General features: G+C 62.1%; 23 protein-coding genes. 13 read left to right on the top strand and 10 right to left on the bottom strand.

Features of this window, described 5'->3' with window-relative positions:
* Positions 1-5 precede the first annotated feature (5 nt).
* The 3 genes from S4A8_RS04900 to speA form a co-directional block, all read right to left on the bottom strand.
* The gene (locus S4A8_RS04900) at positions 6-302 is read right to left on the bottom strand and encodes a type II toxin-antitoxin system RelE/ParE family toxin (RefSeq protein WP_353219265.1); all 297 of its coding nucleotides are present in this window, start codon (positions 300-302) and stop codon (positions 6-8) included.
* Positions 302-556 (bottom strand): type II toxin-antitoxin system ParD family antitoxin, encoded by a 255-nt coding sequence (locus S4A8_RS04905; protein ID WP_353219266.1) that lies wholly within the window; start codon positions 554-556, stop codon positions 302-304. Before S4A8_RS04905 ends, S4A8_RS04900 begins: the two co-directional genes overlap by 1 nt.
* Positions 557-1,434: 878 nt before the next feature.
* Positions 1,435-3,303 carry a biosynthetic arginine decarboxylase gene (gene speA, locus S4A8_RS04910; RefSeq protein WP_502950701.1) on the bottom strand — a complete coding sequence of 623 codons (1,869 nt, stop codon included), beginning with the start codon at positions 3,301-3,303 and terminating at the stop codon, positions 1,435-1,437.
* 77 nt (positions 3,304-3,380) lie between these two features.
* On the opposite strand from speA, the gene speE reads away from it, so the two are divergent.
* Entirely contained in the window at positions 3,381-4,226 is an 846-nt protein-coding gene (gene speE, locus S4A8_RS04915) for a polyamine aminopropyltransferase (RefSeq protein WP_353219268.1), read from the top strand.
* Between the two features lie 47 nt (positions 4,227-4,273).
* Here the strand turns inward: speE and S4A8_RS04920 are convergent, their stop codons facing one another.
* Positions 4,274-5,314 carry a hypothetical protein gene (locus S4A8_RS04920; RefSeq protein ID WP_353219269.1) on the bottom strand — a complete coding sequence of 347 codons (1,041 nt, stop codon included), beginning with the start codon at positions 5,312-5,314 and terminating at the stop codon, positions 4,274-4,276.
* Between the two features lie 280 nt (positions 5,315-5,594).
* Between S4A8_RS04920 and S4A8_RS04925 the strand changes: the two genes are divergently transcribed.
* The 4 genes from S4A8_RS04925 (at position 5,595) to S4A8_RS04940 (ending at position 7,874) form a co-directional block, all read left to right on the top strand.
* A complete protein-coding gene (locus S4A8_RS04925) occupies positions 5,595-5,792 on the top strand; it encodes a CsbD family protein (RefSeq protein WP_353179681.1) in 198 nt (65 codons plus the stop codon).
* 329 nt (positions 5,793-6,121) lie between these two features.
* Complete coding sequence (gene thpD / locus S4A8_RS04930) at positions 6,122-7,057, top strand: ectoine hydroxylase (protein ID WP_353179680.1); 936 nt, start codon at positions 6,122-6,124, stop codon at positions 7,055-7,057.
* Positions 7,058-7,131: 74 nt separating this feature from the next.
* Positions 7,132-7,569, top strand: a complete 438-nt coding sequence (locus S4A8_RS04935; RefSeq protein ID WP_353179679.1) for a host attachment protein — start codon at positions 7,132-7,134, stop codon at positions 7,567-7,569.
* 128 nt (positions 7,570-7,697) lie between these two features.
* Positions 7,698-7,874 (top strand): DUF1328 domain-containing protein, encoded by a 177-nt coding sequence (locus S4A8_RS04940; protein ID WP_209059367.1) that lies wholly within the window; start codon positions 7,698-7,700, stop codon positions 7,872-7,874.
* Positions 7,875-7,926: 52 nt separating this feature from the next.
* Here S4A8_RS04940 and S4A8_RS04945 read toward each other — a convergent pair whose 3' ends face one another.
* The gene (locus S4A8_RS04945) at positions 7,927-8,547 is read right to left on the bottom strand and encodes a response regulator transcription factor (protein WP_353179677.1); all 621 of its coding nucleotides are present in this window, start codon (positions 8,545-8,547) and stop codon (positions 7,927-7,929) included.
* Between the two features lie 137 nt (positions 8,548-8,684).
* On the opposite strand from S4A8_RS04945, the gene S4A8_RS04950 reads away from it, so the two are divergent.
* Positions 8,685-9,926: a two-component system sensor histidine kinase NtrB gene (locus tag S4A8_RS04950; protein ID WP_353179676.1), complete on the top strand. Its 1,242-nt coding sequence runs from the start codon at positions 8,685-8,687 to the stop codon at positions 9,924-9,926.
* Positions 9,927-10,000: 74 nt separating this feature from the next.
* Here the strand turns inward: S4A8_RS04950 and S4A8_RS04955 are convergent, their stop codons facing one another.
* The 3 genes from S4A8_RS04955 to S4A8_RS04965 are packed head-to-tail and all read right to left on the bottom strand — an operon-like array spanning position 10,001 to position 12,377.
* A complete protein-coding gene (locus tag S4A8_RS04955; RefSeq protein WP_353179674.1) occupies positions 10,001-10,429 on the bottom strand; it encodes a hypothetical protein in 429 nt (142 codons plus the stop codon).
* Between the two features lie 38 nt (positions 10,430-10,467).
* Positions 10,468-11,178: a glutathione S-transferase family protein gene (locus S4A8_RS04960; RefSeq protein WP_353179672.1), complete on the bottom strand. Its 711-nt coding sequence runs from the start codon at positions 11,176-11,178 to the stop codon at positions 10,468-10,470.
* Positions 11,175-12,377 carry a CaiB/BaiF CoA transferase family protein gene (locus S4A8_RS04965; RefSeq protein WP_353219270.1) on the bottom strand — a complete coding sequence of 401 codons (1,203 nt, stop codon included), beginning with the start codon at positions 12,375-12,377 and terminating at the stop codon, positions 11,175-11,177. The genes S4A8_RS04960 and S4A8_RS04965 overlap by 4 nt, the downstream gene beginning before the upstream one ends.
* Positions 12,378-12,488: 111 nt before the next feature.
* On the opposite strand from S4A8_RS04965, the gene purT reads away from it, so the two are divergent.
* The 6 genes from purT to S4A8_RS04995 all read left to right on the top strand — a co-directional run bounded on the left by purT (position 12,489) and on the right by S4A8_RS04995 (position 17,173).
* Positions 12,489-13,679 (top strand): formate-dependent phosphoribosylglycinamide formyltransferase, encoded by a 1,191-nt coding sequence (gene purT, locus S4A8_RS04970; RefSeq protein WP_353219271.1) that lies wholly within the window; start codon positions 12,489-12,491, stop codon positions 13,677-13,679.
* Positions 13,680-13,911: 232 nt separating this feature from the next.
* Complete coding sequence (locus S4A8_RS04975; RefSeq protein WP_353179667.1) at positions 13,912-14,136, top strand: hypothetical protein; 225 nt, start codon at positions 13,912-13,914, stop codon at positions 14,134-14,136.
* Between the two features lie 154 nt (positions 14,137-14,290).
* Entirely contained in the window at positions 14,291-15,085 is a 795-nt protein-coding gene (locus S4A8_RS04980) for an SDR family oxidoreductase (protein ID WP_353219272.1), read from the top strand.
* Between the two features lie 95 nt (positions 15,086-15,180).
* Entirely contained in the window at positions 15,181-15,606 is a 426-nt protein-coding gene (locus S4A8_RS04985; RefSeq protein WP_353219273.1) for an OsmC family protein, read from the top strand.
* Between the two features lie 197 nt (positions 15,607-15,803).
* Positions 15,804-16,283: a peptidylprolyl isomerase gene (gene slyD, locus S4A8_RS04990; RefSeq protein ID WP_353219274.1), complete on the top strand. Its 480-nt coding sequence runs from the start codon at positions 15,804-15,806 to the stop codon at positions 16,281-16,283.
* Between the two features lie 200 nt (positions 16,284-16,483).
* Complete coding sequence (locus S4A8_RS04995) at positions 16,484-17,173, top strand: SDR family oxidoreductase (RefSeq protein ID WP_353179660.1); 690 nt, start codon at positions 16,484-16,486, stop codon at positions 17,171-17,173.
* Positions 17,174-17,260: 87 nt separating this feature from the next.
* Here S4A8_RS04995 and S4A8_RS05000 read toward each other — a convergent pair whose 3' ends face one another.
* Entirely contained in the window at positions 17,261-18,265 is a 1,005-nt protein-coding gene (locus S4A8_RS05000; protein ID WP_353179658.1) for an SH3 domain-containing protein, read from the bottom strand.
* A 118-nt stretch (positions 18,266-18,383) separates the two neighbouring features.
* Positions 18,384-19,787 (bottom strand): APC family permease, encoded by a 1,404-nt coding sequence (locus S4A8_RS05005; RefSeq protein WP_353219275.1) that lies wholly within the window; start codon positions 19,785-19,787, stop codon positions 18,384-18,386.
* 353 nt (positions 19,788-20,140) lie between these two features.
* On the opposite strand from S4A8_RS05005, the gene S4A8_RS05010 reads away from it, so the two are divergent.
* The gene (locus S4A8_RS05010) at positions 20,141-21,631 is read left to right on the top strand and encodes an efflux transporter outer membrane subunit (protein WP_353219276.1); all 1,491 of its coding nucleotides are present in this window, start codon (positions 20,141-20,143) and stop codon (positions 21,629-21,631) included.
* Positions 21,632-21,640 lie beyond the last annotated feature (9 nt).

Here is a 21,640-nt window from a genome sequence, read left to right on the forward strand (position 1 = left end):
GTCATCTAATCGAACAGCCTCGCCGGGGCATCCATCTCTTCGTGCAGTACGCGGACAACGAGCACGTACGGCTCGTCGACCTTGTAGAAAACCGCGTGATGTTCGATCTGCAATCGGCGATAGCCGGGCAAGACATGGGCATAATCGGCGCCCAGTGACGGATGGACAAGCAACTGTTTCATGCCGGCTTCAAGCCCATCGAGGTATTTGTCAGCTTGCGCTATGTCCCATTCCTCGCAGGTGTACAACCAGATGCCGACGAGATCCGATTCGGCCCGCGGTGTGACACGCAATCGGCGCACTACTCAGCCGCCTTTACTCGCTCGCGACCTAATGCCTTGATGGACGCCATGTCCAGCGGTCTGGATTCACCACTTGATTCTCCCGCTATAAGCGCATCGCGTAGCGTGGCCAGGCGTCGCTGCGCCCGCTGGTCTTCACGGATGAGATGACGGATGTACTCGCTGTCGTTGCCGAATTGACCGGTTTCAATTTGGTCTTTCACCCAGCTGTCCTGTTGCTCAGTCAACGTGATGGTTTTGCGATGCATGCCCATGTCGGCCACTCCAATAGCACGGATCGTATGAAAATATCATACCCAAAACACGAATTAAGACGTCGACCGCTTGGAGCCGGATTCGGCATCGCTCCCCGACTACGCAACGGCGCCCTGCCGAAAACGTGCCCTGCACGAGAATCTGCGCAATCTGCGGATTCTCCTTCAAAGAAATGTCTGCGAATCAACGAGACGCAGGCTACAAGCCAGCCCACTTGGTCGATCAGACCTCTCCCATGACCTGCGGCGCGCCGTCTTATTATTCGCGTTTACTTGCGGACTAACCCTGCCATCGCGGCCCTCTGGGCTTCGTTCCCTGGAACGATCCGCAGATTACGCCGATTTCACAGATTAATTTAAGACCCTATGACGCCAGTAGCGGACCGCGCGTGTCGTCAGACTTGGGCGCCGAAGCACGCAGCGACTGTCAGATAATCTGTGTCATCTGCGCAATCCGCGGATCCTGTCTTGAAAAACAGTCCGCGAATGCACGCCAATGAACGCGAATGAAAGACAGCGGTCGCGTGTCGATTCGGCATCGCTTACCGACTACGTAACGGCGCCCTGCCGAAAACACGCCCTGCACGAGCACTGGGCTTAGTTGCCTGGACAACAATCCGCAGATTACGCCGATTTCACAGATTGAAGACGGTAAGTCACGCCTATCGGCAGCACGTCGCTATCGTGGCCTCGGGCAATCGGCCTTAACCCCGACTCGATCAAAATCTGCGCAATCTGCGGATTTTGCTTCAAAAGAAATGTATTCGAATCAACGAGATGCAGGCTACAAGGCAGCCCGCTTGGTCGGTTAGACCCGCCGTCTTATTATTTGCGTTTATTCGCGTTCATTCGCGGACCAAACTTTTCTTCAGCAGCGCTTACGATTCGACAAGGTAGGTGTAGCCCGCAAGCCCGGCTTCGAGCAGGGCTTCGGTTTCGCGCTTGAGCCGGCCGCTCAGGCCGGAGGCGGCCAGTTTGCGCCGGTAGGCCGCGCGCAGGTCGTCGGGCTCGAAATGGACATAGCGCAGCAGTTCGTCGGTGCGATCGCCCTGCTCGGCATCGGCCAGGCGCCAGCCGCTGTCGCTCGCGTCGTCGATTTCGATATTGACCACATCGGTATCGCCGAACAGGTTGTGCATATCGCCCAGGTTTTCCTGGTAGGCGCCGACCATGAAGATGCCCAGCCGATAGGCTTCATCCTGGCGTAGCGCATGCAACGGCAGGGTGGTATCGACGCCGTTTTCGTCGACATAACGGTCCAGCCGGCCATCGGAATCACAGGTCAGGTCGCACAGCCGAGCGCGCTCGTCCGGACGCTCGTCGAGTCGCGCCAGCGGCATCACCGGAAAGATCTGATCCAGCGCCCAGACATCGGGCACCGACTGGAATACCGAGAAATTGACGAAATACTTGGCCGCCAGCTTTTCCTGGGCAGCGGCGACGGCGGTGCGTTCGTCGTCGTTTTCGGGGGCATGCGCAGCCACCGCACGATAGGTCGATATTGCCTGTGCCTCGGCCTCGGCGCGTTCGGCCAAACCGATATCGCCGGCCAGAAAACGCGCCTGCGTATCGGCCATTCGCCGTTCGGCGCGATCGAGCGTGGCGCTGGGCGACAGCGTCGAATCCAGCGCATCCGGCGCCGGCGTACTGGCCAGTTCGCTGTCGATGACCTGAGTGAGCAGTACGGCATGGTGGGCAGTCAATGCGCGGCCGGATTCGCTGATCAGATCCGGCATGGGCAGGTCGAAGCTGCGGCACACCCGTGCAAGCGCGCCGACCACGGCGTCGGCATAGTCGGGCACGCCGTAGTTCATGGAACAGAACGAGCGCGCGCCGCGGCCTTCGTAGTCGACCGCCAGCCCGCCACCGACATCCACGCATTCCAGCGGCGCGCCGAGCGCGCGCAGGCCGCGATAGAGATGGGCGGTTTCGTCCATCGCCCGCGACAGCGCGCCGTGATCGGCCACCTGCGAGCCGACATGTACATGCAGCATGCGTACGCAGTCGGCATAGCCGAGTTGTTGGAGCTGTTCGAGCGCGGCCACCACCTGGGTGGCGGTCAGGCCGAACTTGGATTTCTCGCCGCCGGTGTTCTGCCAGTGGCCCGCGGCGACACTGGCCAGGCGCACCCGCAGGCCGATGGTCGGGCGCAGGCCCAGTTCGTCGGCGATTTCGGCGATGGGTTCCAGCTCGGAGGGCTTTTCCACCACGATATACACGCGATGGCCGAGTTGCTGGCCGATCATGGCCAGGCGCAGAAAGGCCCGGTCCTTGTAGCCGTTGCACACGATCACGCTCTGCGGCGCGGCCAATGCGAGCACGGCCATGAGCTCCGGTTTGCTGCCGGCTTCCAGCCCGGCACGCACGCCGCCCGAGGCCACGAGTTGTTCGACGACCGCGCGCTGCTGATTGACCTTGACCGGATAAACCACCGTATAGCGGCGATCGTAGTCGTGGCGTTCGCGCGCGGCTTCGAACGCATCGCAGAGCCGGTTGATACGGTCGCCGAGAATATCGGTAAACCGCGCCAAAACCGGCAAGCGCAGGCCGGCCTGCTGGATTTCATCGGTCAAGCGGTCGAGATCGATTGCCGGCCCGCCCTTTTGCGGCGTGACGGTCACCGCGCCACGATCGTTGATATCGAAATAGCCGTCACCCCAGGTGGCAACACGATAAAGCGCGCGGGCGTCATCGATCTGCCAGTCGGCAGCGGCATGCGGGGTTGGTTGGGGTCGGGACATGGACATTGTATTTGCGTGGCTGGCTTATACTGCGAGGCGATTCTGGCTTGATGGACGCGCGTACGCGCAGACAAGGACAACGCATGGTACTCGACGAGAACTGGTATACCGAAGCAAGCAACGATCTGGGACTGGGCTTTTCGTTACGCATCAAGGCCAAGCTGCATGAAGAACAGTCGCTTTATCAGACCATTGCCGTGTACGAAACCGAGACCTTCGGCCGGCTTCTGACCATCGACGGGCTGGTGATGCTCACCGACCGCGACAATTTCGTCTATCACGAGATGATGACCCACCCGGCCCTGTTCGCCCACGGCGCAGCGAAAAACGTGGTGATCATCGGCGGTGGCGACTGCGGCACCCTGCGCGAAGTGCTCAAGCACGAAAGTGTCGAGCGTGCCACCCAGATCGAGATCGACGAACGCGTGACCCGCATCGCGGAAGAATATTTTCCCGCGCTGTGCGATGCCAACGACGATGCGCGCGCCACGCTCGCCTTCGAGGATGGTGTGGCGTGGATGAACAACGCCCCGGACGCCAGCGTCGACCTGATCATCATCGACAGTACCGACCCGATCGGCCCGGCCGAGGGCCTGTTCAATGAAGCGTTCTACAAGCAGTGCCACCGCGTGCTTGCCCAGGGTGGGCTGCTGGTCCAGCAAAGCGAATCGCCGTTGGTACACAGCGAACTGATCGGGGAAATGCATGGCGGGCTGCGCGCGGCCGGCTTTGCCGATACCCATCTACTGAGCTTTCCCCAGCCCAGTTATCCCACCGGCTGGTGGTCGGCCACACTGGCCGCGCGCGATACGCGCACGTTGTACGCACCGCAAGGCGATCTGACCTTGCAGACGTTCTACTACACACCGGCCATGCATAACGCCGCGTTTGCGCAGCCGGCCTTCATGGCCCGAATTCTCGCCGACTGAACAGGCGACGGCGCCAGCCATAGCGCCGGCGCCGCGCTCGTCGCGTCTTATTCGCCGGCCTCGCCCAGCGCCTTGTCGAAGGCATCCGATTCGTAGAACGCGCCCAGACGCCGGCGTACCAGCTCCTCGAGCAGCCCGCTTTCGGCCAGACCTTCGATCACCGGCGGCGCCAGGGTTTCGGCCTCCTGACGCAGCAGATCGCGATCGACACCGACGTCGCCCAATACGTCGGCCAGCGTACGGCTGCCGTTGCGCTCGAAATACGACACCACCGCCGCATCCACCAGTTCGCCGACGTACTGGGTCTCACGCAGTTCCTGCCAGATACGCAGCCCGTAATCGATGAGCTTCTGAAGCTCGTCGCTGTCGACCACATCCTCGATCGACAGCTTCTTGTCCTGGACCTCGGCCCAGATTTCCGCGGCGATCGCGCGGATGCGCTCTTCGTCGAGGGATTCGATCAACAGTTCCTGACTGCGCGCCAGCGTCTTGGCCGTATTGTTTTCGATATAGGAGCGCACCCGTTTTTCCACCTGCGCTTCCAGGCCGGGCATACGTTTGCTCAGCGCACTGCTCGAACCCTTGAGCAAGGACGACACACCGGGAATCGACTTGATGGCACCGGTGTCGGAGAAGATGTAGTCCTTGATGCCCTGATAAAGCACATCCGAGGCCAAGGCGGTATAGACCGGGCTATCCAGCGCGCGGGTAATCAACCGCGCACGCAAGGCCTCGAGTTCGACGAACAGCGATACGCCATCGTCGAACAGCTGTTCGTCAATAACATCCTGTACCCGCGTATTCTTGTTCACATCGTGGCAGATCAGGTCGTCGGCGATACCACCGATCACGCCGGCCAGGTCATCCGGCAGCGACATGTCCAGCGCCAGGCGTTCGGCCGCGCCGCGTACCGTATCGACCGAAACAACGGTTTCCAGACTCGTCTGATCGGCCCACTGCCAGAACGCATCGACTTCGTCCTGCAAGCGCTTGACCGCGCCCTTTCCACGCCATTGGTCGAGCTCGAAGGCCACATGGGCTTCGAAAATTGCTTGCGCGGTCGAATTCATCTTTTGCGACTGTGTCATAGGTCAATGCAACGATTGGATGGTTCGGCGAGCTTACGCATTATTGGCGGGCCACGAAATATCCATGTTCATGCCTTGCGGCCAGGGCGGCCGCCGGCGCATACGCCAGTTCGTTAAAAACAGCTGCCCAGCGGGCCGACCGGCATTGCGCGCTCCACGTACACCACGCTGGGCGCGTTCCTGCGCGCCAGAAATTCCTTAGGTATTAGCCCGTATTGAGCCGGTGCGGGCAGGCGCTTACGTTGACCATGCTGTTTTACACATGAGCAAGGACAACGCCATGAACGAAGATCAATTCGAAGGCAAATGGGACCGTATGAAAGGCAAGGTGCGCGAGCACTGGGGCCGCCTAACCGATGACGATGTCGAAGAGGTCAAGGGCAAGCGTGAAAACATGCTCGCCAAGATCCAGGAAAAATACGGCGACACCAAGGAAGCGGCGGAACAAAAACTCGCCGAATTCGAACGCAAGTTCTAGGGCCTGTCGTCACGGGATATGCCATTGCATTGCCCGTGCCGGGCGTGTCAGGCAAGGCGCGGGCCGCTGAGCGTGGCGGGCCCACGCTCAAGGTCCGCAACGCGGCATGGCGCGTCCGGAACGGGCAACCCGAAGGGTCGGCGGCCAAGCCACGGCAATCCGGCGTTATCGGCCGCTGACGTGGAATAACCACGCGGCACTCACGATGCCTTGTCTTGCCGCGGCTTGGTCGCCGATGCAACGGCCTATCTCGCGACGACAGACCCTACTGCAGGCTTGCATACCGGCGCCGGTAACGGCGCCGGGTCGTTTTCAACCGGAGGCAAACGATGCGAAACGACGACTATATAACGCGTACGAGCCGTCCCGAGCCGCGCTACCTGCGCCGGGATCCGGTCGTACATTCGAATACCCATGACCGCTGGCAGGGCCCTCTCGACGAAGTGGCACTGTCGAGTTTCGAACGCGACGGTTTTCTCTGGTTCGAAGGCTTTTTCTCTCAGGAACGCATGACGCCGTTCTTTGACGAGCTCGAGCAGATGAGCCACGACGAAAAGCTGCTCAAGCAGGATGGCGTGATCCGTGATCCGAAATCGGGCGCGGTGCGTTCCGTGTTCGACATGCACCGTATTTCCGAGCGCTTCGCCGAGCTCACGCGTGACCCGCGTATTCTGGGCATGGTGCGTCAGCTGCTCGGCGGCGACGTGTATATCCACCAGTCGCGAATCAACGACAAATACGGTTTCCAGGGCGCCGGTTTCGACTGGCATTCGGATTTCGAAACCTGGCATGCCGAGGATGGCATGCCGCGCATGCGCGCGATCAGCGCGTCGATCATGCTCACCGACAACAACGAATTCAACGGCCCGCTGATGCTCATTCCGGGCTCGCACCATCAGTTCGTGCCCTGTGTCGGCCAAACGCCCGATGACAACTGGAAGAGCTCGCTCAAGGCCCAGGAAGCCGGCGTGCCGAGTCAGCAGAACCTGCAGGCCCTAGCCCAGCGTGGCGGCATTCAGGCGCCCAAGGGCCCGGCCGGCTCCCTGCTGTTGTTCGAATGCAACGTATTGCATGCGTCGAACTCCAATATGTCGCCCTGGCCGCGCTCGAACCTGTTCTTCGTTTACAACAGCGTCGAAAACGCGCTCGAGCAGCCCTTTGCGGCGGATAAGCCACGGCCGTCGTTCCTGGCCAATCGGGATCGGCCCGAGGCCTTGGAAATGCATGACCCGTACCGGGATGTTCGATTCGCCAAGTCGGCGTGAATATGTAACCGTTCGATAGCGTGGCGGCGTGCGCGTCGCCCGCTCGTATTCGACCCCAAGCCAAGGAGAAAATCATGGCGCAACAATGGATCGTTGTGGGTGATGCGGCGCGTGCCCGCATTTTTGGCCGCAACGGCGCCGGTAGTGGTCTGACGCTCGTCGACACCCTGACCCACGAAGAAAGCCAGGCCCACGAAGGCGATCTGCGTACCGGCGGCAAGGGTGAAGTACACGACAGCGGTGGCTCGAGTGTGCATCAGGCTGATCCGCAGACCAGCACGTCGGAAAAACATGCCGACATCTTCGCCAAACAGGTCGTCGAACGGGTCAAGGCGGGGCACAACGACGATGCCTTCGACGCACTGATCCTCGTCGCCGATCCCTCTTTCCTCGGCCGGCTGCGTGACAAGCTCGACGGCCCGCTGGAAAAGACGGTCACCAAGACCATCGACAAGAACTGGGCTCAGCACGACGCCGAGCAGATCGAAAAACAGCTGGCCAATCAACTGTAATACGTCTACGACAATATTTACTTGCCGAATACAAATTTCCGGCATACTGGCCATGCAGCATGCTTGCGCCACGGTCCGGCCGTGGCGTTCTTAATCAGGGCGCTGCACACACAATCAAGGAGAACATCATGCTGGGTTGGGCAATCACTTTCTTCATCGTCGCTATCGTCGCGGCGCTGTTCGGCTTCGGTGGCATTGCCTCGGGCGCGGCCGGCATCGCGAAGATTCTTTTCTTCATCTTCCTGGTGCTGTTCGTGATCGCGCTCGTATCCAACGCGGTGCGCGGACGCGGGCCCAAAATATAGGCTAGGCGCAATATCCGGACGCCGCCGCCTGTCGGCGGCGTCCATGCCCGTGTCAGTCTTCGGGCGTATCCACGAGGTGGCCTGCCGAAATCCAGATACGCACGAGGTGCGGCAGCGATTCGGCATTGAGCTTTTGCATGATATGCACACGATGGGTTTCGACCGTGCGTGCGCTGATCCCAAGCTGACCGGCGACCTGCTTGTTGGCCAGGCCTTCGACGATCAAGGCCATGACCTGTTTTTCGCGCGGGGTAAGCAATTCGATGAGCGTGGCATGCTGGCGCGCTTCGCGCAGCGCCAGATCGTCGGCATCGGTGGCGCGGGACAACCGGCGCACCTTTTCCAGCATGCCTTCCGGTGAAAACGGTTTTTCGACGAAATCGACCGCGCCCAGTCGCATCGCGGCCACCGCGTGTTCGATATCGCCATAGGCGCTCATCATGATCACGCTGAGCGCCGCGTTTCGTGACACGAGTTCCCTTTGCAGGGCGAGGCCGTCCATATCCTTCAAACGCAGGTCGATAAGTGCAACACCGCGACGCGGCGCACGCACATTCAGGAAGGCTTCGGCACTGGAGTAGCACTCGACATCGAAACCCGCATCGCTTAGAAGCCCTTTAAGCGATTCGCGAATCGCCGGATCATCATCGACGATATGTATGACAAACGACACCGCGCCCCCAATCTGCTCTGAACACTATGACCTTGGCTAGCGACGATCTTTTTAATGTATTGAGCCTATTTTGACAAGGCAAAACAGCCGATAGAGCATCCGACCCCCGTATTTACGCGCCGCGATGGAATGACGCCATGAACAACATCGAGTTCGAAAACGCCAACCGCGAACAACCCGATACGCTCGAAGCCGCCCACGCGCGTATCGCCCAGCTCGAACAACAGCTGCAAGCCGAGCAACAAAAGCGCCATCATATCGAAGCCAACGAGCGCTGCTTTCGCGAACTTGCCGAGCATATCCAGGAAGTTATCTGGATGACCGACGAAACAGGCGATCGGCTCGTCTATGTTTGTCCAGCCTACGAAAAAATATGGGGACAGAACTGCGAGGATCTCTACGACGATCCGAGCGAACGGCTCGCACGCGTACATGAAGAAGACAAAAACCGGGTGCTCGAGGCCTTTCAACAGCAGGCGCTCAGTGGCGACTACGACGAGATCTATCGCATCGTCCGGCCCGACGGCGAACTACGCTGGATTCGTGATCGCGCCTTTCCCGTGGAAAACGATCGCGGCGAGGTTTACCGGCTGGCAGGGCTGGCCCTGGATATCACCGACCGGATCGAATTCAACGATCGTATCTCCAACCTGCAGAGCAGCATCAACAGTCATGACCGCATGAGCGTGTTCGCCACGCTCGGCACCGGCCTGGCGCACGACCTGAGCCAGCCGCTGACCGCGGCCCGCAACTTCATCGCCCGTGCGCGTATGGGCTTTACGTCCGACGCCGACGAAATGCGCCAGACCCTCGAACGCGCCGACAGCGAAATCTCGCGCGCAGTGGCCATTATTCATCATCTGCGCGATTTCGCCCGCCAGGGGCGGCCCACTCGCAAGAACCAGCTGCTGGGCCCGATCATCGACGATGTGCACCAGATCCTGGACCCCGCATTGCGCGCCAACGACATTCGCTACGACGGCCCGTCCGTGGCGTCGCTGGACGGACTCTGCCTGCCGGTCGACGAAGTATTTATCCAGCAGATACTGCGCAATCTGGTCACTAACGCGATCGATGCCTTCTCGGAAGGCCAGACGGCATCCAAAACGGTCGCCGTCAACGTGGTGACCGACAACGCCGATCATATCGATATCGAAATCAGCGACAACGGCCCCGGGGTGGATGAGTCGGTCGAGGTATTCGAGCCGTTCACCACCACCAAGGCCGATGGCGTGGGCCTGGGCCTGGCCGTCAGCCGCACGCTGGCGCGCAGCCACGGCGGTGACCTCATACTCACGTCACACGGTCGTGCGGACGCTGACCCCCATCACGATCGCACCGTGTTCACCTTGCGCCTGCCGCGACGTCAGGCAGCGTAGAACCGCCGGGTACTAGATGGATCCGGATCGCGAGGCCGCCGGGCCCAACCGCCCGGCGGCCGCGCACGTCGTATTCAGCGCGGCGGATGCATGATTCGCATCAGCACGGCCACGCCCAGGCCCCAGCAGCCGTTGAGCGCCAGGCCGATGCCCACCCGCGCCATGCTCAGGTGATCGAAGATTTCGGCCATCGACTGGCCCTTGAGCCACTGCACGACAAACAGATACACCAGCGTCGGGCCGATCGCGCCGAGAATGATCGCGCCCACGTAATAGCCGGCGGCCAGGGCACGACGAATCAAAAGCCATAGGAGCATGCCCCATAGCCCGCCCCAGAACGCCAGGGATATGACCGAAGGCACGCCGAAGGGCGGCACCGGCGCCATGTTCCAGGTATTCGCGCCCGACAGCACGCCGGCCGCGACGAACAGCCACAACAGGCCCTGATGAAACGTCAATGTGGATACAAAACCGGCAATAAAGGCTTTGATGAACGCGAACATGATCTCCCCTTGAAAGGCTTTTAATCTGCAACCGTGCGCTAGCGCCCGCGCACGGTGTCGGCGGTTTGGTTGAACAAACGCTGGCGTGCTTCTTCGGTCTTGGGCTGACCACCACGCCACTGCTTGCCAAGATCGACCCCGCGCTGCACGGCCGGGCGCTGCTTGATACGCGCCCGCCAGGCCGCCACGCGCGGAAATTCGTCGAGCGGCTGGCCCATGGCCTTGGCGATGAGCACCCACGGCCAGTTGATGATATCGGCGATGGTATAGATTTCGCCCACCAGATAATCGCGCTCGGCAAGGCGGCGCTCGAGCACCCCCAGACAGCGGTGATATTCGCCGGTATAGCGCTTGTAGGAATACGGGTGCTCGCCCGGGGCGTAGTTGACGAAATGACTCATCTGCCCGCCCATCGGCCCGAGATTGCCGACCTGCCAGAACAGCCATTCGTCGATTTCGGTGCGCAGGCGTGCGTCGTCGGGCATGAGTTGCCCGCTCTTGGCCGCCAGATAGCGTGCAATCGCGCCCGATTCGAAGATCGATAATGGCGTATCGCCATAGCCGGGTGCCGGGTCGTGGTCGACGATGGCCGGCATGCGGTTATTGGGCGAGATTTCCAGAAACGCGGGCTCGAACTGATCACCCGCGTTGATATCCACCGGAATCAGCCTGTAGTCCAGCCCCAGCTCTTCGAGCAGGATGGATATCTTCCAGCCGTTGGGCGTGGGCCAGTAATAGAAATCGATCATGACGCCTCTTGGTTCGGGCCGATCGCCCCGGATCGGGCGAGCGTATCGATATCCGACTCGGAAAACCCGTGCTCGGCGAGCACTGCGCGCGTATCCGCGCCGAGCGCGGGCGCGCCGCGATAATCGGCGACCGGCATGGCCGAAAAACGCGCGGCGGGACGCGCCTGTCGCAACCGCCCCGCCTCGGCGTGATCGGTTTCCATGACAATGGCGTTGGCCGCGATCTGATCGTGCGACAACAAATCGGTACGGGTGAGCACCGGCGCACAGGGCACACCGTATTCGCTCAGTCGCGCAAGCCAGTGTTCGGCACTGTTTTCGGCTAGCTTTTGCTGGGTGAGTTCGAGTCGCGCGTCGATATGGTCCTGGCGGTCTGCGGGCGTGGCAAAGCGCGGGTCGTCGTTCCATTCGGGCGTATCGAGCGCGCCAATCAACGCCTGCCACTCCTTGTCGGTCTGCACGGCCACGCTGATATAGCCCGTGGTGGTTTCGTAGATGAGGTCGATGAAGCTGGCGGCCTTGGCCTGATCGAACTCGTCGCCGACGAACGTCTGGCTGTTCATGTCGGAATGCCAGAGAAAATCGATGACTGCATCGAGCATCGACACGCGCACATGCTGGCCCGGTGCACCGTTGGCACGCGCGAGCAGCGCGGCGGTAATCGCCTGGGCCGCGATGTAGCCGGTGAGCTTGTCGGGCACGATGGTACGAACCAGGCGCGGACGCGCAGTATCGGCGCCGCCCTGAATACTGGCCAGACTCGATAACGCCTGGACCAGCGGATCGTAGACCGGATAGCTCGCATACGGCCCGGCATCCCCAAAACCGCTGATCGAGCAGTACACGATGTCCGGGGCGACCGCCCGTATGTCGTCTTCGCCAATGCCCATGCGCTCGGCCACGCCGGGGCGAAAATTCTGTACGAATACATCCGCATCCGCACACAGGCGCAGCAGCGCATCACGCCCGGCCTTGTCCTTGAGATTGAGTGCGACCGAGCGCTTGTTGCGGTTGTTGTTGAGATAACTCGCGGAAAAACCGTTACGCCGATTCGAGGCAAGCCGCGTGTAATCACCCACCTCCGGGCGTTCGATCTTGAGCACATCGGCGCCCTGATCGGCCAACTGCATGGTCGCCAGCGGGCCGGACACCATGGCAGTGGTATCGATGACGCGATAACCGGACAAAGGCTGTTTCATGACGCCAGTTTAATGCCCCGCGGGCACGTCGCCAACGCAGCAGGCTTTCAAGCAGGGCCGCGCTTGGCGACAATGGCGCCTGTTTGTTTTCCACCTCGGCCAGGATTTTCAATGAGCACGATCGGCACGCCCGGTTCGGATACCGGCACACGCGTCATGCTGCTGGGCAGCGGCGAACTCGGCAAGGAGGTCGCGATCGAACTCCAGCGCCTGGGCTGCGAAGTCATTGCGGTGGATCGCTATGATCGCGCGCCGGCGATGCAGGTCGCGCACCGCCACCATGTACTGGATATGGGCGACGGCGATGCCCTGCGCCAGGTCATCGAATCCGAGCGCCCGGCATTGATCGTGCCCGAGATCGAAGCCATCGCGACCGCAACGCTGATCGAACTCGAAGATGAAGGCTATACCGTGGTCCCCACCGCCCGCGCGGCTCGTCTGACCATGGATCGCGAAGGCATTCGCCGTCTGGCCGCCGAGGAACTGGGCCTGCCCACCTCGCCCTACCGCTTTGCCGAAACCGAGGCCGACTATCGCGCCGCGATCGAGGCCATCGGCCTGCCCTGCGTGGTCAAACCGGTGATGTCGTCGTCCGGCAAGGGCCAGAGCACGGTGCACAGCGAATCCGACATCGACCGCGCCTGGAGCTACTCGCAATCCGGCGGGCGCGGCAAGCGCGGCGACAACTCGCGCGTGATCGTCGAAGGTTTCATCGAATTCGACTACGAAATCACCCTGCTGACCGTGCGCCATGTGGATGGCACCAGCTTTTGCGCGCCGATTGGCCATCGGCAGGTCGGCGGCGATTACCACGAGTCCTGGCAGCCGCAGCCCATGAGCGAAGCCGCGCTCGCCGAGGCGCAGCGTCAGGCGCGCGCGATCACCGACGCCCTCGGCGGGCACGGCCTGTTCGGCGTGGAATTCTTCGTGGCTGGCGACCGCGTCTGGTTTTCGGAAGTTTCGCCGCGACCCCACGACACGGGGCTGGTGACCCTCGTCGGCCAGAATCTGTCCGAATTCGCACTGCACGCCCGCGCCATTCTCGGTTTACCCATTCCGTATATCGAACAGCGCGGCGCCTGTGCATCGGCTGTGATCATCGGCGAAGGCCAGAGCCGACAGATGCGCTACCACGGTCTGGCCCAGGCGCTGGCCGAGGCCGACACCGAATTGCGTCTGTTCGGCAAACCCGAAATCGACGGCGCGCGGCGTCTGGGGGTGGCGCTGGCACGGGCGCATGACATCGACGAAGCACGCGCCAAGGCCCGGCGTAGCGCGGCCTGTGTCGATATCGATTATTAAACCGACACGAAAATACGTGATTTTTCGGATTGATTAAGCGCGCATGTGGCGCTACATGCCCGTCGCGACAGCATTTCGATAGCGGACGAATAAGGAAAAAAATATTTCCGGTTTGTCGTGATTCATATACGGGAAAGCTTCGCGTGCTTTATACTTTGGTCCAAGTTCTGCCGGGGGCGTGATCCTCGCGTAGTAAAGCAGAGCTTCATTTACCGAACTCAAGGAGTCGACTATGCAAAAGAAACTGACCACCCTGCTGCTGGCCATGATGCTGGGCCTGGGCACGCTGAGCCTGGCCGCCTGTGATAACGATGGCCCCGCCGAAAATGCCGGTGAGAGCATCGACAATGCCACCGACAACGCGCAGGACAGCATGGAAGATGCCGGCGACGACATCCAGGACTCCATGGAAGACGCGGGCGATTCGATGGAAGACGCGGCCGACGACAACAGCTAAGGCTGGTCTCGCCGCAATCCGCGGATTGCGAAAAGCCCGTCGCGTATGCGGCGGGCTTTTTTTGTGCCCGCTATCATCAGCGTGACCCCTGGCGCGCCAATGCCAGATAGACATCGGCCAATGCCTTTGAAAGGCACAACCGACTGGAGCCCGGATGACGTACGCACAGCAACACGATAACGCCCCAGCTGCCCTGGTAACCGGCGCTGCGTGCGGTATCGGCCGCGCCGTCACGCGCCGGTTGCTCGATGACGGGTTTATCGTGGGCGCACTCGACCACGACGGCCAGGCACTGGCCGATCTGTGCCGGCAGTTGGCCCGGCACGAACCGGACGTCGAGCGTCGCGTGGTGCGGCTTGTCGCCGATGTGGCCAATGAAGCCGCCGTCATCGACGCAATCGCCCGCCTCACGGACGCCTGCGGTCGCCTCGATGTGCTGGTCAATAATGCCGGCATTGCCGATCCGTTCAACGCACCGATCGAAGCGCTGTCGCTGGAAGACTGGAACCGCGTGATCGGCGTCAACCTCAGCGGCTACTTTCTGTGCGCGAAACATTGCACACCCTGGCTACGCCGAAGCGGCGGCAGCATCGTCAACATGGCCTCGACCCGGGCCTATCAATCCGAACCCCACACCGAAGCCTATGCCGCCAGCAAGGGCGGTATCGTGGCCCTGACCCATGCACTATCGATCAGCCTCGGCCCGCAGATTCGGGTCAATGCGGTGGCACCCGGCTGGATCGACGTACGCGACGAACAACCGCAGGCCGAGTCACCCGATGCGCTGCGCGCCATAGACCACGAACAGCATCCAGCCGGACGGGTCGGCCGTGGCGCGGATATTGCGGCCATGGTGGCTTTTCTATGCAGCGATCAGGCGGGATTCATCACCGGCCAGACGCTGGTGGTGGACGGCGGCATGACGCGCAAGATGATTTATGCCCACTGATACAACCGCCCCAAATTAGATTGTGCACAATACTTGTGTTCGAGGGCGATCGCCCGTAACGTGCGATAGCACACCAATCGCATGAGGAGTTCTGTATGCCCGTTCGCAAGGCTGACGCGCAGTGGCAAGGTGATTTGAAATCCGGCAAGGGCGACATGTCGCTCGAAAGCGGCGCCTATGAAGGCCAGTTCTCGTTCAAGACCCGTTTCGAGGATGGCACCGGCACCAACCCGGAAGAGCTGATCGGCGCAGCACACGCCGGCTGCTTTTCGATGCAGTTCTCGGCCATGCTCGCCGAAGCCGGTCATACGCCGGATTCGGTGAAGACGCAGGCGAAAGTGCATTTTTCGGTCGACGGCACGCCCACGATCGAGCGTATCGAACTCATCACCCGCGGCCAGGTCCCCGGCATCGAGGCCAGCGAGTTCGAGGATATTGCCGCCAAGGCCAAGCAGGCTTGCCCGGTATCGCGCCTGTACCAGGGTGCCCAGATCGATCTGGACGCCAAGCTGGAGAACTGATCGACGCGATCACACAATCCCGTTGATCGAAAAAGCCGGGCGCTGCCCGGCTTTTTCATGGCCAGTCCGGCCGCCAGCGGCGCGTTTCTACCGCCGAATGGGCTTTTTCAGGCGGATTTTCTCGTCATAGGCATTGTTTTTTTCCAGATCGTCGCAACGTCTTGTCGTTCATACGCGACAAAACAGAGCGAACCAACATGGAAGCCAAGCAGGACAGCGTCGTAAGCATTCATTACGTGCTGCGCGACACGGACGGCGAAATCATCGATCAGTCGAGCGAAGGTCAGCCGCTGGCCTATCTCCACGGCCACGGCAACATCGTGCCGGGGCTGGAAAAGGCGATCGAAGGTCATGCTCAGGGCGATGAAGTCAAGGCGACCGTCGAACCGGAAGAAGGCTATGGCCCCTATCGTGAAGAGCTGGTGCAGAAAGTCAGCCGCGACGCCTTCCAGGGCGTGGACGAACTCGCGCCGGGCATGAGCTTTCGCGCCGAGTCGGATGCCGGCCCAATGATCGTGACCGTCAAGGAAGTCGAAGGCGAAGAAGTCACCGTCGACGGCAACCACGTGCTCGCCGGTCAGACGCTGAACTTCACCGTCAATATCCACGACGTACGCGAAGCCAGCAGCGAAGAAGTCGAGCACGGCCACGTGCACGACGGCTCGACCCACGGCTAGCGCCGTTTGGTCAGCGACTACGCGGGTGCGCTACATGCGCGCCTGGCGGGCGAGGTGCCCATCGGCGGCACGCGCCCGCACAACGTAGTCCGCTTTGGACAGCCGCGTAAACTGGCGCGGCCGTGACCTTACGGCCGCGCCAGACATGTAACGGATACGTTCGCACGCGGCCTATCGACCCAATACATTAGGTGATTGTCATGGCCGATCCCGTTCTTCTGATAACCGGCGCTTCCAGCGGCATCGGCGCAGCGACTGCGCGGCATGCCGTCGCGCAGGGTTATCGCGTGGCGCTGGCCGCGCGTTCGATCGACAAGCTCGACGCGCTGGTCGACGAACTCGGCAGCGAGGCCGCCCTTGCGCTTGAATGTGACGTAACCGACAAGGCCTCCCAGCAGGCCATGGTCGAGCGCACACTGGCGCACTTCGGCCGGATCGATGCCGTTTTCGCCAATGCCGGTATCGGCGGGCGTCCCGGCGGCTTCTGCGGCGCCGATAGCGATGTCTGGAAGGACATGATCCTGACCAACGTCTACGGCGTCGGGCTGACTATCCAGGCCTGCGCGCAGGCGCTCAAGGACAGCCGTGGCCACCTGTTGATTACCGGTTCGGCCGCCGGACGCACGACCATCCCCGGTTCCATGTACAGCGCCACGAAATGGGCTGTCTCCGCGATCGGCTACGGCGTGCGCGAGGAACTGCGGGGCACCGGCATCCGGGTCACGCTCATCGAGCCGGGCATGGTGGATACACCCTTCTTCGACGACAAACCGGAGCACGCGCTGACCGATCACGATATCGCCGAGGCGGTGTTGTTTTCGCTATCGCGTCCGGCCAGTGTCGACGTCAACGAAATTCTGGTGCGGCCCACGCCGAAAATCGACAGCTGATTGGCGGGCCGGATCACCGGCCATAAAAAAACCGGCGCCCGAGGGTGCCGGTTTTTTTACGTCAGGCCTGTTCGCCCGCGCGATCGTCTATTCGACCAGCAGAAACCCTGCGATCCAGCCGGTACGGCCATCGTCGAAGCGAATACGCCGCCAGTCCTTTTCGCGCCCGGTCACCATCACGCGTTCGTTGCGCTTGGCCTGGAACTTGACCCCGTGGCCGGTCGACGGGCCCGAGCGCACGTTGACCACATCGCCACCGATATAACGCGTCGGTCCGGTTTCCGGCACGCCCTGGGGCAATTCGGACCCAGCGTCATCGCCCGAGGGCGGCGCTTCGCTGCCCTGGTTCGAGGCGTTATTGGCCGAGGCGTTGGCCATGGGCGCGCTCGAGCCGGCCAACAGGAAGTCCGCGACCCAGCCGACCGTGTAATCGTCCCCGAATACCACCTGCGCCCAGTCGTCGCGCGAATCGAGCACGGCCACCCGCGTATTGCGATCGGCCTGGCGCAGTACGCGCCCGCGGGTACTCGGCTGGCTACGAATATTGACGTTATCGCCATCGATACGCGATTGCGGCAGATTTTCCATGATCTGCGGCAGGTTGTTCTTGGCCGAACCGTTGCCAGCTGCCGCCGCCTTGGCCGCCCAGCGCGCCGCTTCGGCCAGATCCTGGCGTACCCCGTTGCCGCGCACGTACAACACGGCCAGATTGTTCTGTGCGGCCGGCTCGCCATGCTCGGCGGCGCGCTTGAACCATTCCGCAGCCTTGGCATCGCTCTGGGGCACGCCATGGCCTTCCTGGTACATGATGCCGAGATTGTGTTCGGCCTTGGAATAATTCTGGGCGGCGGCCTTTTCGTACCAGTCGCGCGCCTGGGCATAGTCCTGCTCGACGCCATAGCCCTCGTCATAGAGCACGCCCATGTTGTACTGGGCATTGGCATTGCCGTTCTCGGCCAGCGGCCGCGCGCTCTTGAGCACCTGTGCGGCTTCGGCATCGCTGGGCGCCTGCTGCTGGGCGGCAGCGCCCGTGGCCCAGGCCAGCGCGCTGATGGCTATCACGGCAAACCGTGCGATCGCTATCTTCTTCATGGTCAATCCTTGCATCGCGGTCGAACGGTCGACCGCCTACCCCTCTTTTAAGAACGCTTTTTACCAGACCCTGAATCGCGATCAAATAGCGCGCGCCCGGCCCGCTTCCCCCATGGTGCTATGTGTGCGCCGAGTCCTGCGGCGCATGTACGCCGTAGCGTACACGAGCCCAGACGTACATTGCTGCACCGCCGAGCATCCATACCCCGAATATCAGCCATTCCACCGGCAGCAGCGCCGACGGACTACCGGGCAGATACAGCACGACCAGCGCGATCGATAGCACAATGGCAACTATACCGACGACTTTGCCTGCAGGCACCACAAACGGTCGCGGCATGTCCGGCTCGCGATAGCGCAACACCAGAAACGATGCCGCCACGAACAGATACGCGAGCACGATACCCAGTCCGCCGGCATCCACCAGCCAGACCATGGCGCTGCGCCCGAGAAACGGCGCGAGCGACGTCACCACGCCGATAAGCAGAATCGCATTCGCCGGGGTGTTGTAGCGCGGATGCAGTTCGCCGAATACGCGCGGCAGCATATCGGCCTTGGCAAGCGCGTAAATTGCGCGCGAACCGCCGATATAGAAAGCATTCCAGCTGGTAATGATACCGGCCATGCCCGCCAGCACCATCAGCTTGCCCGCCCAGGCGCTGGAAAACGCCGCTGCCATGGCGTCCGGCACCGCCAGCGAATCCGGATCGATCCCATCGGGCGAAAGCACATAGCCGGTGCCGAAGATGATCGCGGCGTACCAAAACACCGCCAGCAGTACCGAAAACACCAGCAACCGGCCGATATCCCGATGCGGCAGATCGATTTCCTCGGCGGCCTGCGGGATCACGTCGAAACCCACGAACATGAACGGCACCATCACCAGCACGCTCATGATGCCGCCCGCCACACTGGCCTCGCCGGTAAAAAGCGGCGCCAGATTGTTACCCTCGCCGCTGAACAGCGCACCGGTGAGAAACAGCAGACCCACCGCCACGATCATCAGCGTCACCAGCTTCTGCACCAGCGCCGCGGTCCGGATACCAATATAGTTGACCCACATCATCAGCAGCGAGCCGGCGACACCGACCGCCACCCATGTGGCCTCGACATCCCAGCCGGCGATCGTCCACAGATGGCCCATGCTGTAACCGGGCAGAATGTTCTCCACCACCGTCGGCAAGGCCACCGCCTCGAAGGAGACGACGGTCATATAGCCGAGCACGATCGCCCAGGTACATACGAACGAAGCCAGATGGCCGAGCCCGCGGTAACTGTAGACATGCTCGCCACCGGCCTGCGGCATCGCTGCGGCAAGTTCGGCGTAGGTCAGTCCGACGAGCACGATGGCCACGCCGCCGATCAAAAACGCCCCGACCGCGCCCAGACTGCCGGCCGAGAGAATCCAGGTGCCGGTCATCACGATCCAGCCCCAGCCGATCATCGCGCCGAACGCCAACGCCAGTACGTCCTTGCGCGCCAGTACCCGCACGAAGCGTGGCGTTTCCCCACTCATGCTCATGATTCCCCCTGGCCCGCAGGCCGATTGACCGTCTACGCTTGCCCCTGTCACGCAGATTAGCACCGACGCGTCGTTTGGGGCATCGACCCAAACGTCATATAGCAACAATCGCGCCACGCCCGCGCGCTATCGTGTGACCACGTACCCGGCAGCCGACCTGCCCGCCGCCGCAGCTGGACCGCCGGCATGGCGTGGTGCGCTGCTATCTCCGTTGGTGTATTTGACAAATATTGTCATATGCACATAACTTGGCGCTCGAATGAGCGCTCCCGCTCTCGCACTTTTCATCATCGAGTGCCATGCCATCGACACCCCTTTTCCGGATCGGCGCATGCGCTTCGCGCGCGGGCGTCATGGCCAGCCTTGCCGGGTTGTTATTGCTCGGCGGCTGTGTCGTGGGCCCGGATTACGAGCGCCCCGATACGCCCGCCGATCAGGCCTACACCGTAGCGCCCGATACCGCGCCGACCGCGTCGGGTGAGGCACAGATGTTCGAACGCGCCGGCGAGGTCCGCGCCGACTGGTATCGAGTGTTCGGCTCGGACAAACTCGATCGGCTGATCGAAAACGCGCTGACCGACAGCCCGACACTCGCCGCAGCACGCGCACGCCTGCAGTCCGCCCAGCAAGCGGTCGTTGCCGGACGCGCCGCGCTGCTGCCGCAGATCGATGCCTCGGCCGGGGTCTCACGCCAACGGGCCAGCGGCATCGAACTGGGTATCGACGACCCATCGTTCATCAATACCTTCAATCTCTATCAGGGGCGAATCAGCGCCCGTTACGATCTCGATATCTTCGGCAAGACCCGGCGCGAGATCGAACAGACCCAGGCGCGCCTGGATTTCGCCCGCTTCGAAGCGCTCGATGCCTACGTCACCCTCATCAACAACATCGTGGCCAGCGCGATCGCCGAAGCCGGGGTCAACGCTGCGATCGATACCACAAAACAGATCATCGATAGCCAGCAGCGTACGCTGGATATCGTCGACCGCCAGATCGAATACGGGGTAGCGGTCGACGCCGACGCCGCTCAGATACAGACCCGGCTGGCGCGTACCCGTGCCTCGCTCGAGCCCCTGCGCAAACAGCGTGCGATCGCGGTCAACCGACTGGCGGTACTCACCGGATCGACACCGGGTACATTCGCCGATCCGCACTTTCATATCGACGACCTCACCCTGCCCGCCACGCTGCCGGTAAGCCTGCCCAGCGCGCTGGTACGCCAGCGCCCGGACATTCTCGCCGCCGAGGCCATGGTGCACGCCGCCAGCGCCCAGATCGGCATTGCTGCGGCCAACCTGTTGCCGGATGTCTCGATCGGCGCCTACTACAGCCGCGAAGGCCTGAGTCTGGGCGATTTGAGCGATCCGGTGACAGCACTCTGGCAGCTCGGCGCTTCGGCGAGCGCGCCGCTGTTCGCGGGCGGCCGCCTGCGCGCACAAAAACGTGCCGCGGGCGATGCCTATGTCGCTGCCCTGGCGGATTATCGCGCGACCGTGCTCGCTGCCTTCGGCGATGTGGCGGACAGCCTGCGCTCGCTGGAATCCGATGCACGCGCGCTCGAAGCCCAACAAACAGCGGCCGACCAGGCGCGACGCAACCTCGATACCGTGCGCGCCCGGGTCGATAACGGCGCGGCCACGTATATCGCCTTGTATACCGCCCAGGTCCAATACCAGGACACGCTCCTGGACGTGGTCGATGCACGCGTGACCCGCTATAGCGATAGCGCTGCGTTGTTTCGCGCACTCGGCGGCGGTTGGTGGAATGCCGACGATCCGCTCGACATGGCCGACGCCCGCCCCGCCAAACCACGCCGTATGAGCACGGATCGGCCCGGCTGACGCCGCGCC

Source organism: Salinisphaera sp. S4-8, from assembly GCF_040361235.1.
Lineage (GTDB): Bacteria > Pseudomonadota > Gammaproteobacteria > Nevskiales > Salinisphaeraceae > Salinisphaera.

Excerpts from the sequence above, each read along its gene's own strand:
- S4A8_RS04905 (WP_353219266.1), bottom strand. The coding sequence starts at position 556 with ATGGGCATGCATCGCAAAACCATCACGTTGACTGAGCAACAGGACAGC.
- speA (WP_502950701.1), bottom strand. The coding sequence starts at position 3,303 with ATGTCCATGTCCCGACCCCAACCAACCCCGCATGCCGCTGCCGACTGG.
- speE (WP_353219268.1), top strand. The coding sequence starts at position 3,381 with ATGGTACTCGACGAGAACTGGTATACCGAAGCAAGCAACGATCTGGGA.
- S4A8_RS04920 (WP_353219269.1), bottom strand. The coding sequence starts at position 5,314 with ATGACACAGTCGCAAAAGATGAATTCGACCGCGCAAGCAATTTTCGAA.
- S4A8_RS04925 (WP_353179681.1), top strand. The coding sequence starts at position 5,595 with ATGAACGAAGATCAATTCGAAGGCAAATGGGACCGTATGAAAGGCAAG.
- thpD (WP_353179680.1), top strand. The coding sequence starts at position 6,122 with ATGCGAAACGACGACTATATAACGCGTACGAGCCGTCCCGAGCCGCGC.
- S4A8_RS04935 (WP_353179679.1), top strand. The coding sequence starts at position 7,132 with ATGGCGCAACAATGGATCGTTGTGGGTGATGCGGCGCGTGCCCGCATT.
- S4A8_RS04940 (WP_209059367.1), top strand. The coding sequence starts at position 7,698 with ATGCTGGGTTGGGCAATCACTTTCTTCATCGTCGCTATCGTCGCGGCG.
- S4A8_RS04950 (WP_353179676.1), top strand. The coding sequence starts at position 8,685 with ATGAACAACATCGAGTTCGAAAACGCCAACCGCGAACAACCCGATACG.
- S4A8_RS04955 (WP_353179674.1), bottom strand. The coding sequence starts at position 10,429 with ATGTTCGCGTTCATCAAAGCCTTTATTGCCGGTTTTGTATCCACATTG.
- S4A8_RS04960 (WP_353179672.1), bottom strand. The coding sequence starts at position 11,178 with ATGATCGATTTCTATTACTGGCCCACGCCCAACGGCTGGAAGATATCC.
- S4A8_RS04965 (WP_353219270.1), bottom strand. The coding sequence starts at position 12,377 with ATGAAACAGCCTTTGTCCGGTTATCGCGTCATCGATACCACTGCCATG.
- purT (WP_353219271.1), top strand. The coding sequence starts at position 12,489 with ATGAGCACGATCGGCACGCCCGGTTCGGATACCGGCACACGCGTCATG.
- S4A8_RS04975 (WP_353179667.1), top strand. The coding sequence starts at position 13,912 with ATGCAAAAGAAACTGACCACCCTGCTGCTGGCCATGATGCTGGGCCTG.
- S4A8_RS04980 (WP_353219272.1), top strand. The coding sequence starts at position 14,291 with ATGACGTACGCACAGCAACACGATAACGCCCCAGCTGCCCTGGTAACC.
- S4A8_RS04985 (WP_353219273.1), top strand. The coding sequence starts at position 15,181 with ATGCCCGTTCGCAAGGCTGACGCGCAGTGGCAAGGTGATTTGAAATCC.
- slyD (WP_353219274.1), top strand. The coding sequence starts at position 15,804 with ATGGAAGCCAAGCAGGACAGCGTCGTAAGCATTCATTACGTGCTGCGC.
- S4A8_RS04995 (WP_353179660.1), top strand. The coding sequence starts at position 16,484 with ATGGCCGATCCCGTTCTTCTGATAACCGGCGCTTCCAGCGGCATCGGC.
- S4A8_RS05000 (WP_353179658.1), bottom strand. The coding sequence starts at position 18,265 with ATGAAGAAGATAGCGATCGCACGGTTTGCCGTGATAGCCATCAGCGCG.
- S4A8_RS05005 (WP_353219275.1), bottom strand. The coding sequence starts at position 19,787 with ATGAGCATGAGTGGGGAAACGCCACGCTTCGTGCGGGTACTGGCGCGC.
- S4A8_RS05010 (WP_353219276.1), top strand. The coding sequence starts at position 20,141 with ATGGCCAGCCTTGCCGGGTTGTTATTGCTCGGCGGCTGTGTCGTGGGC.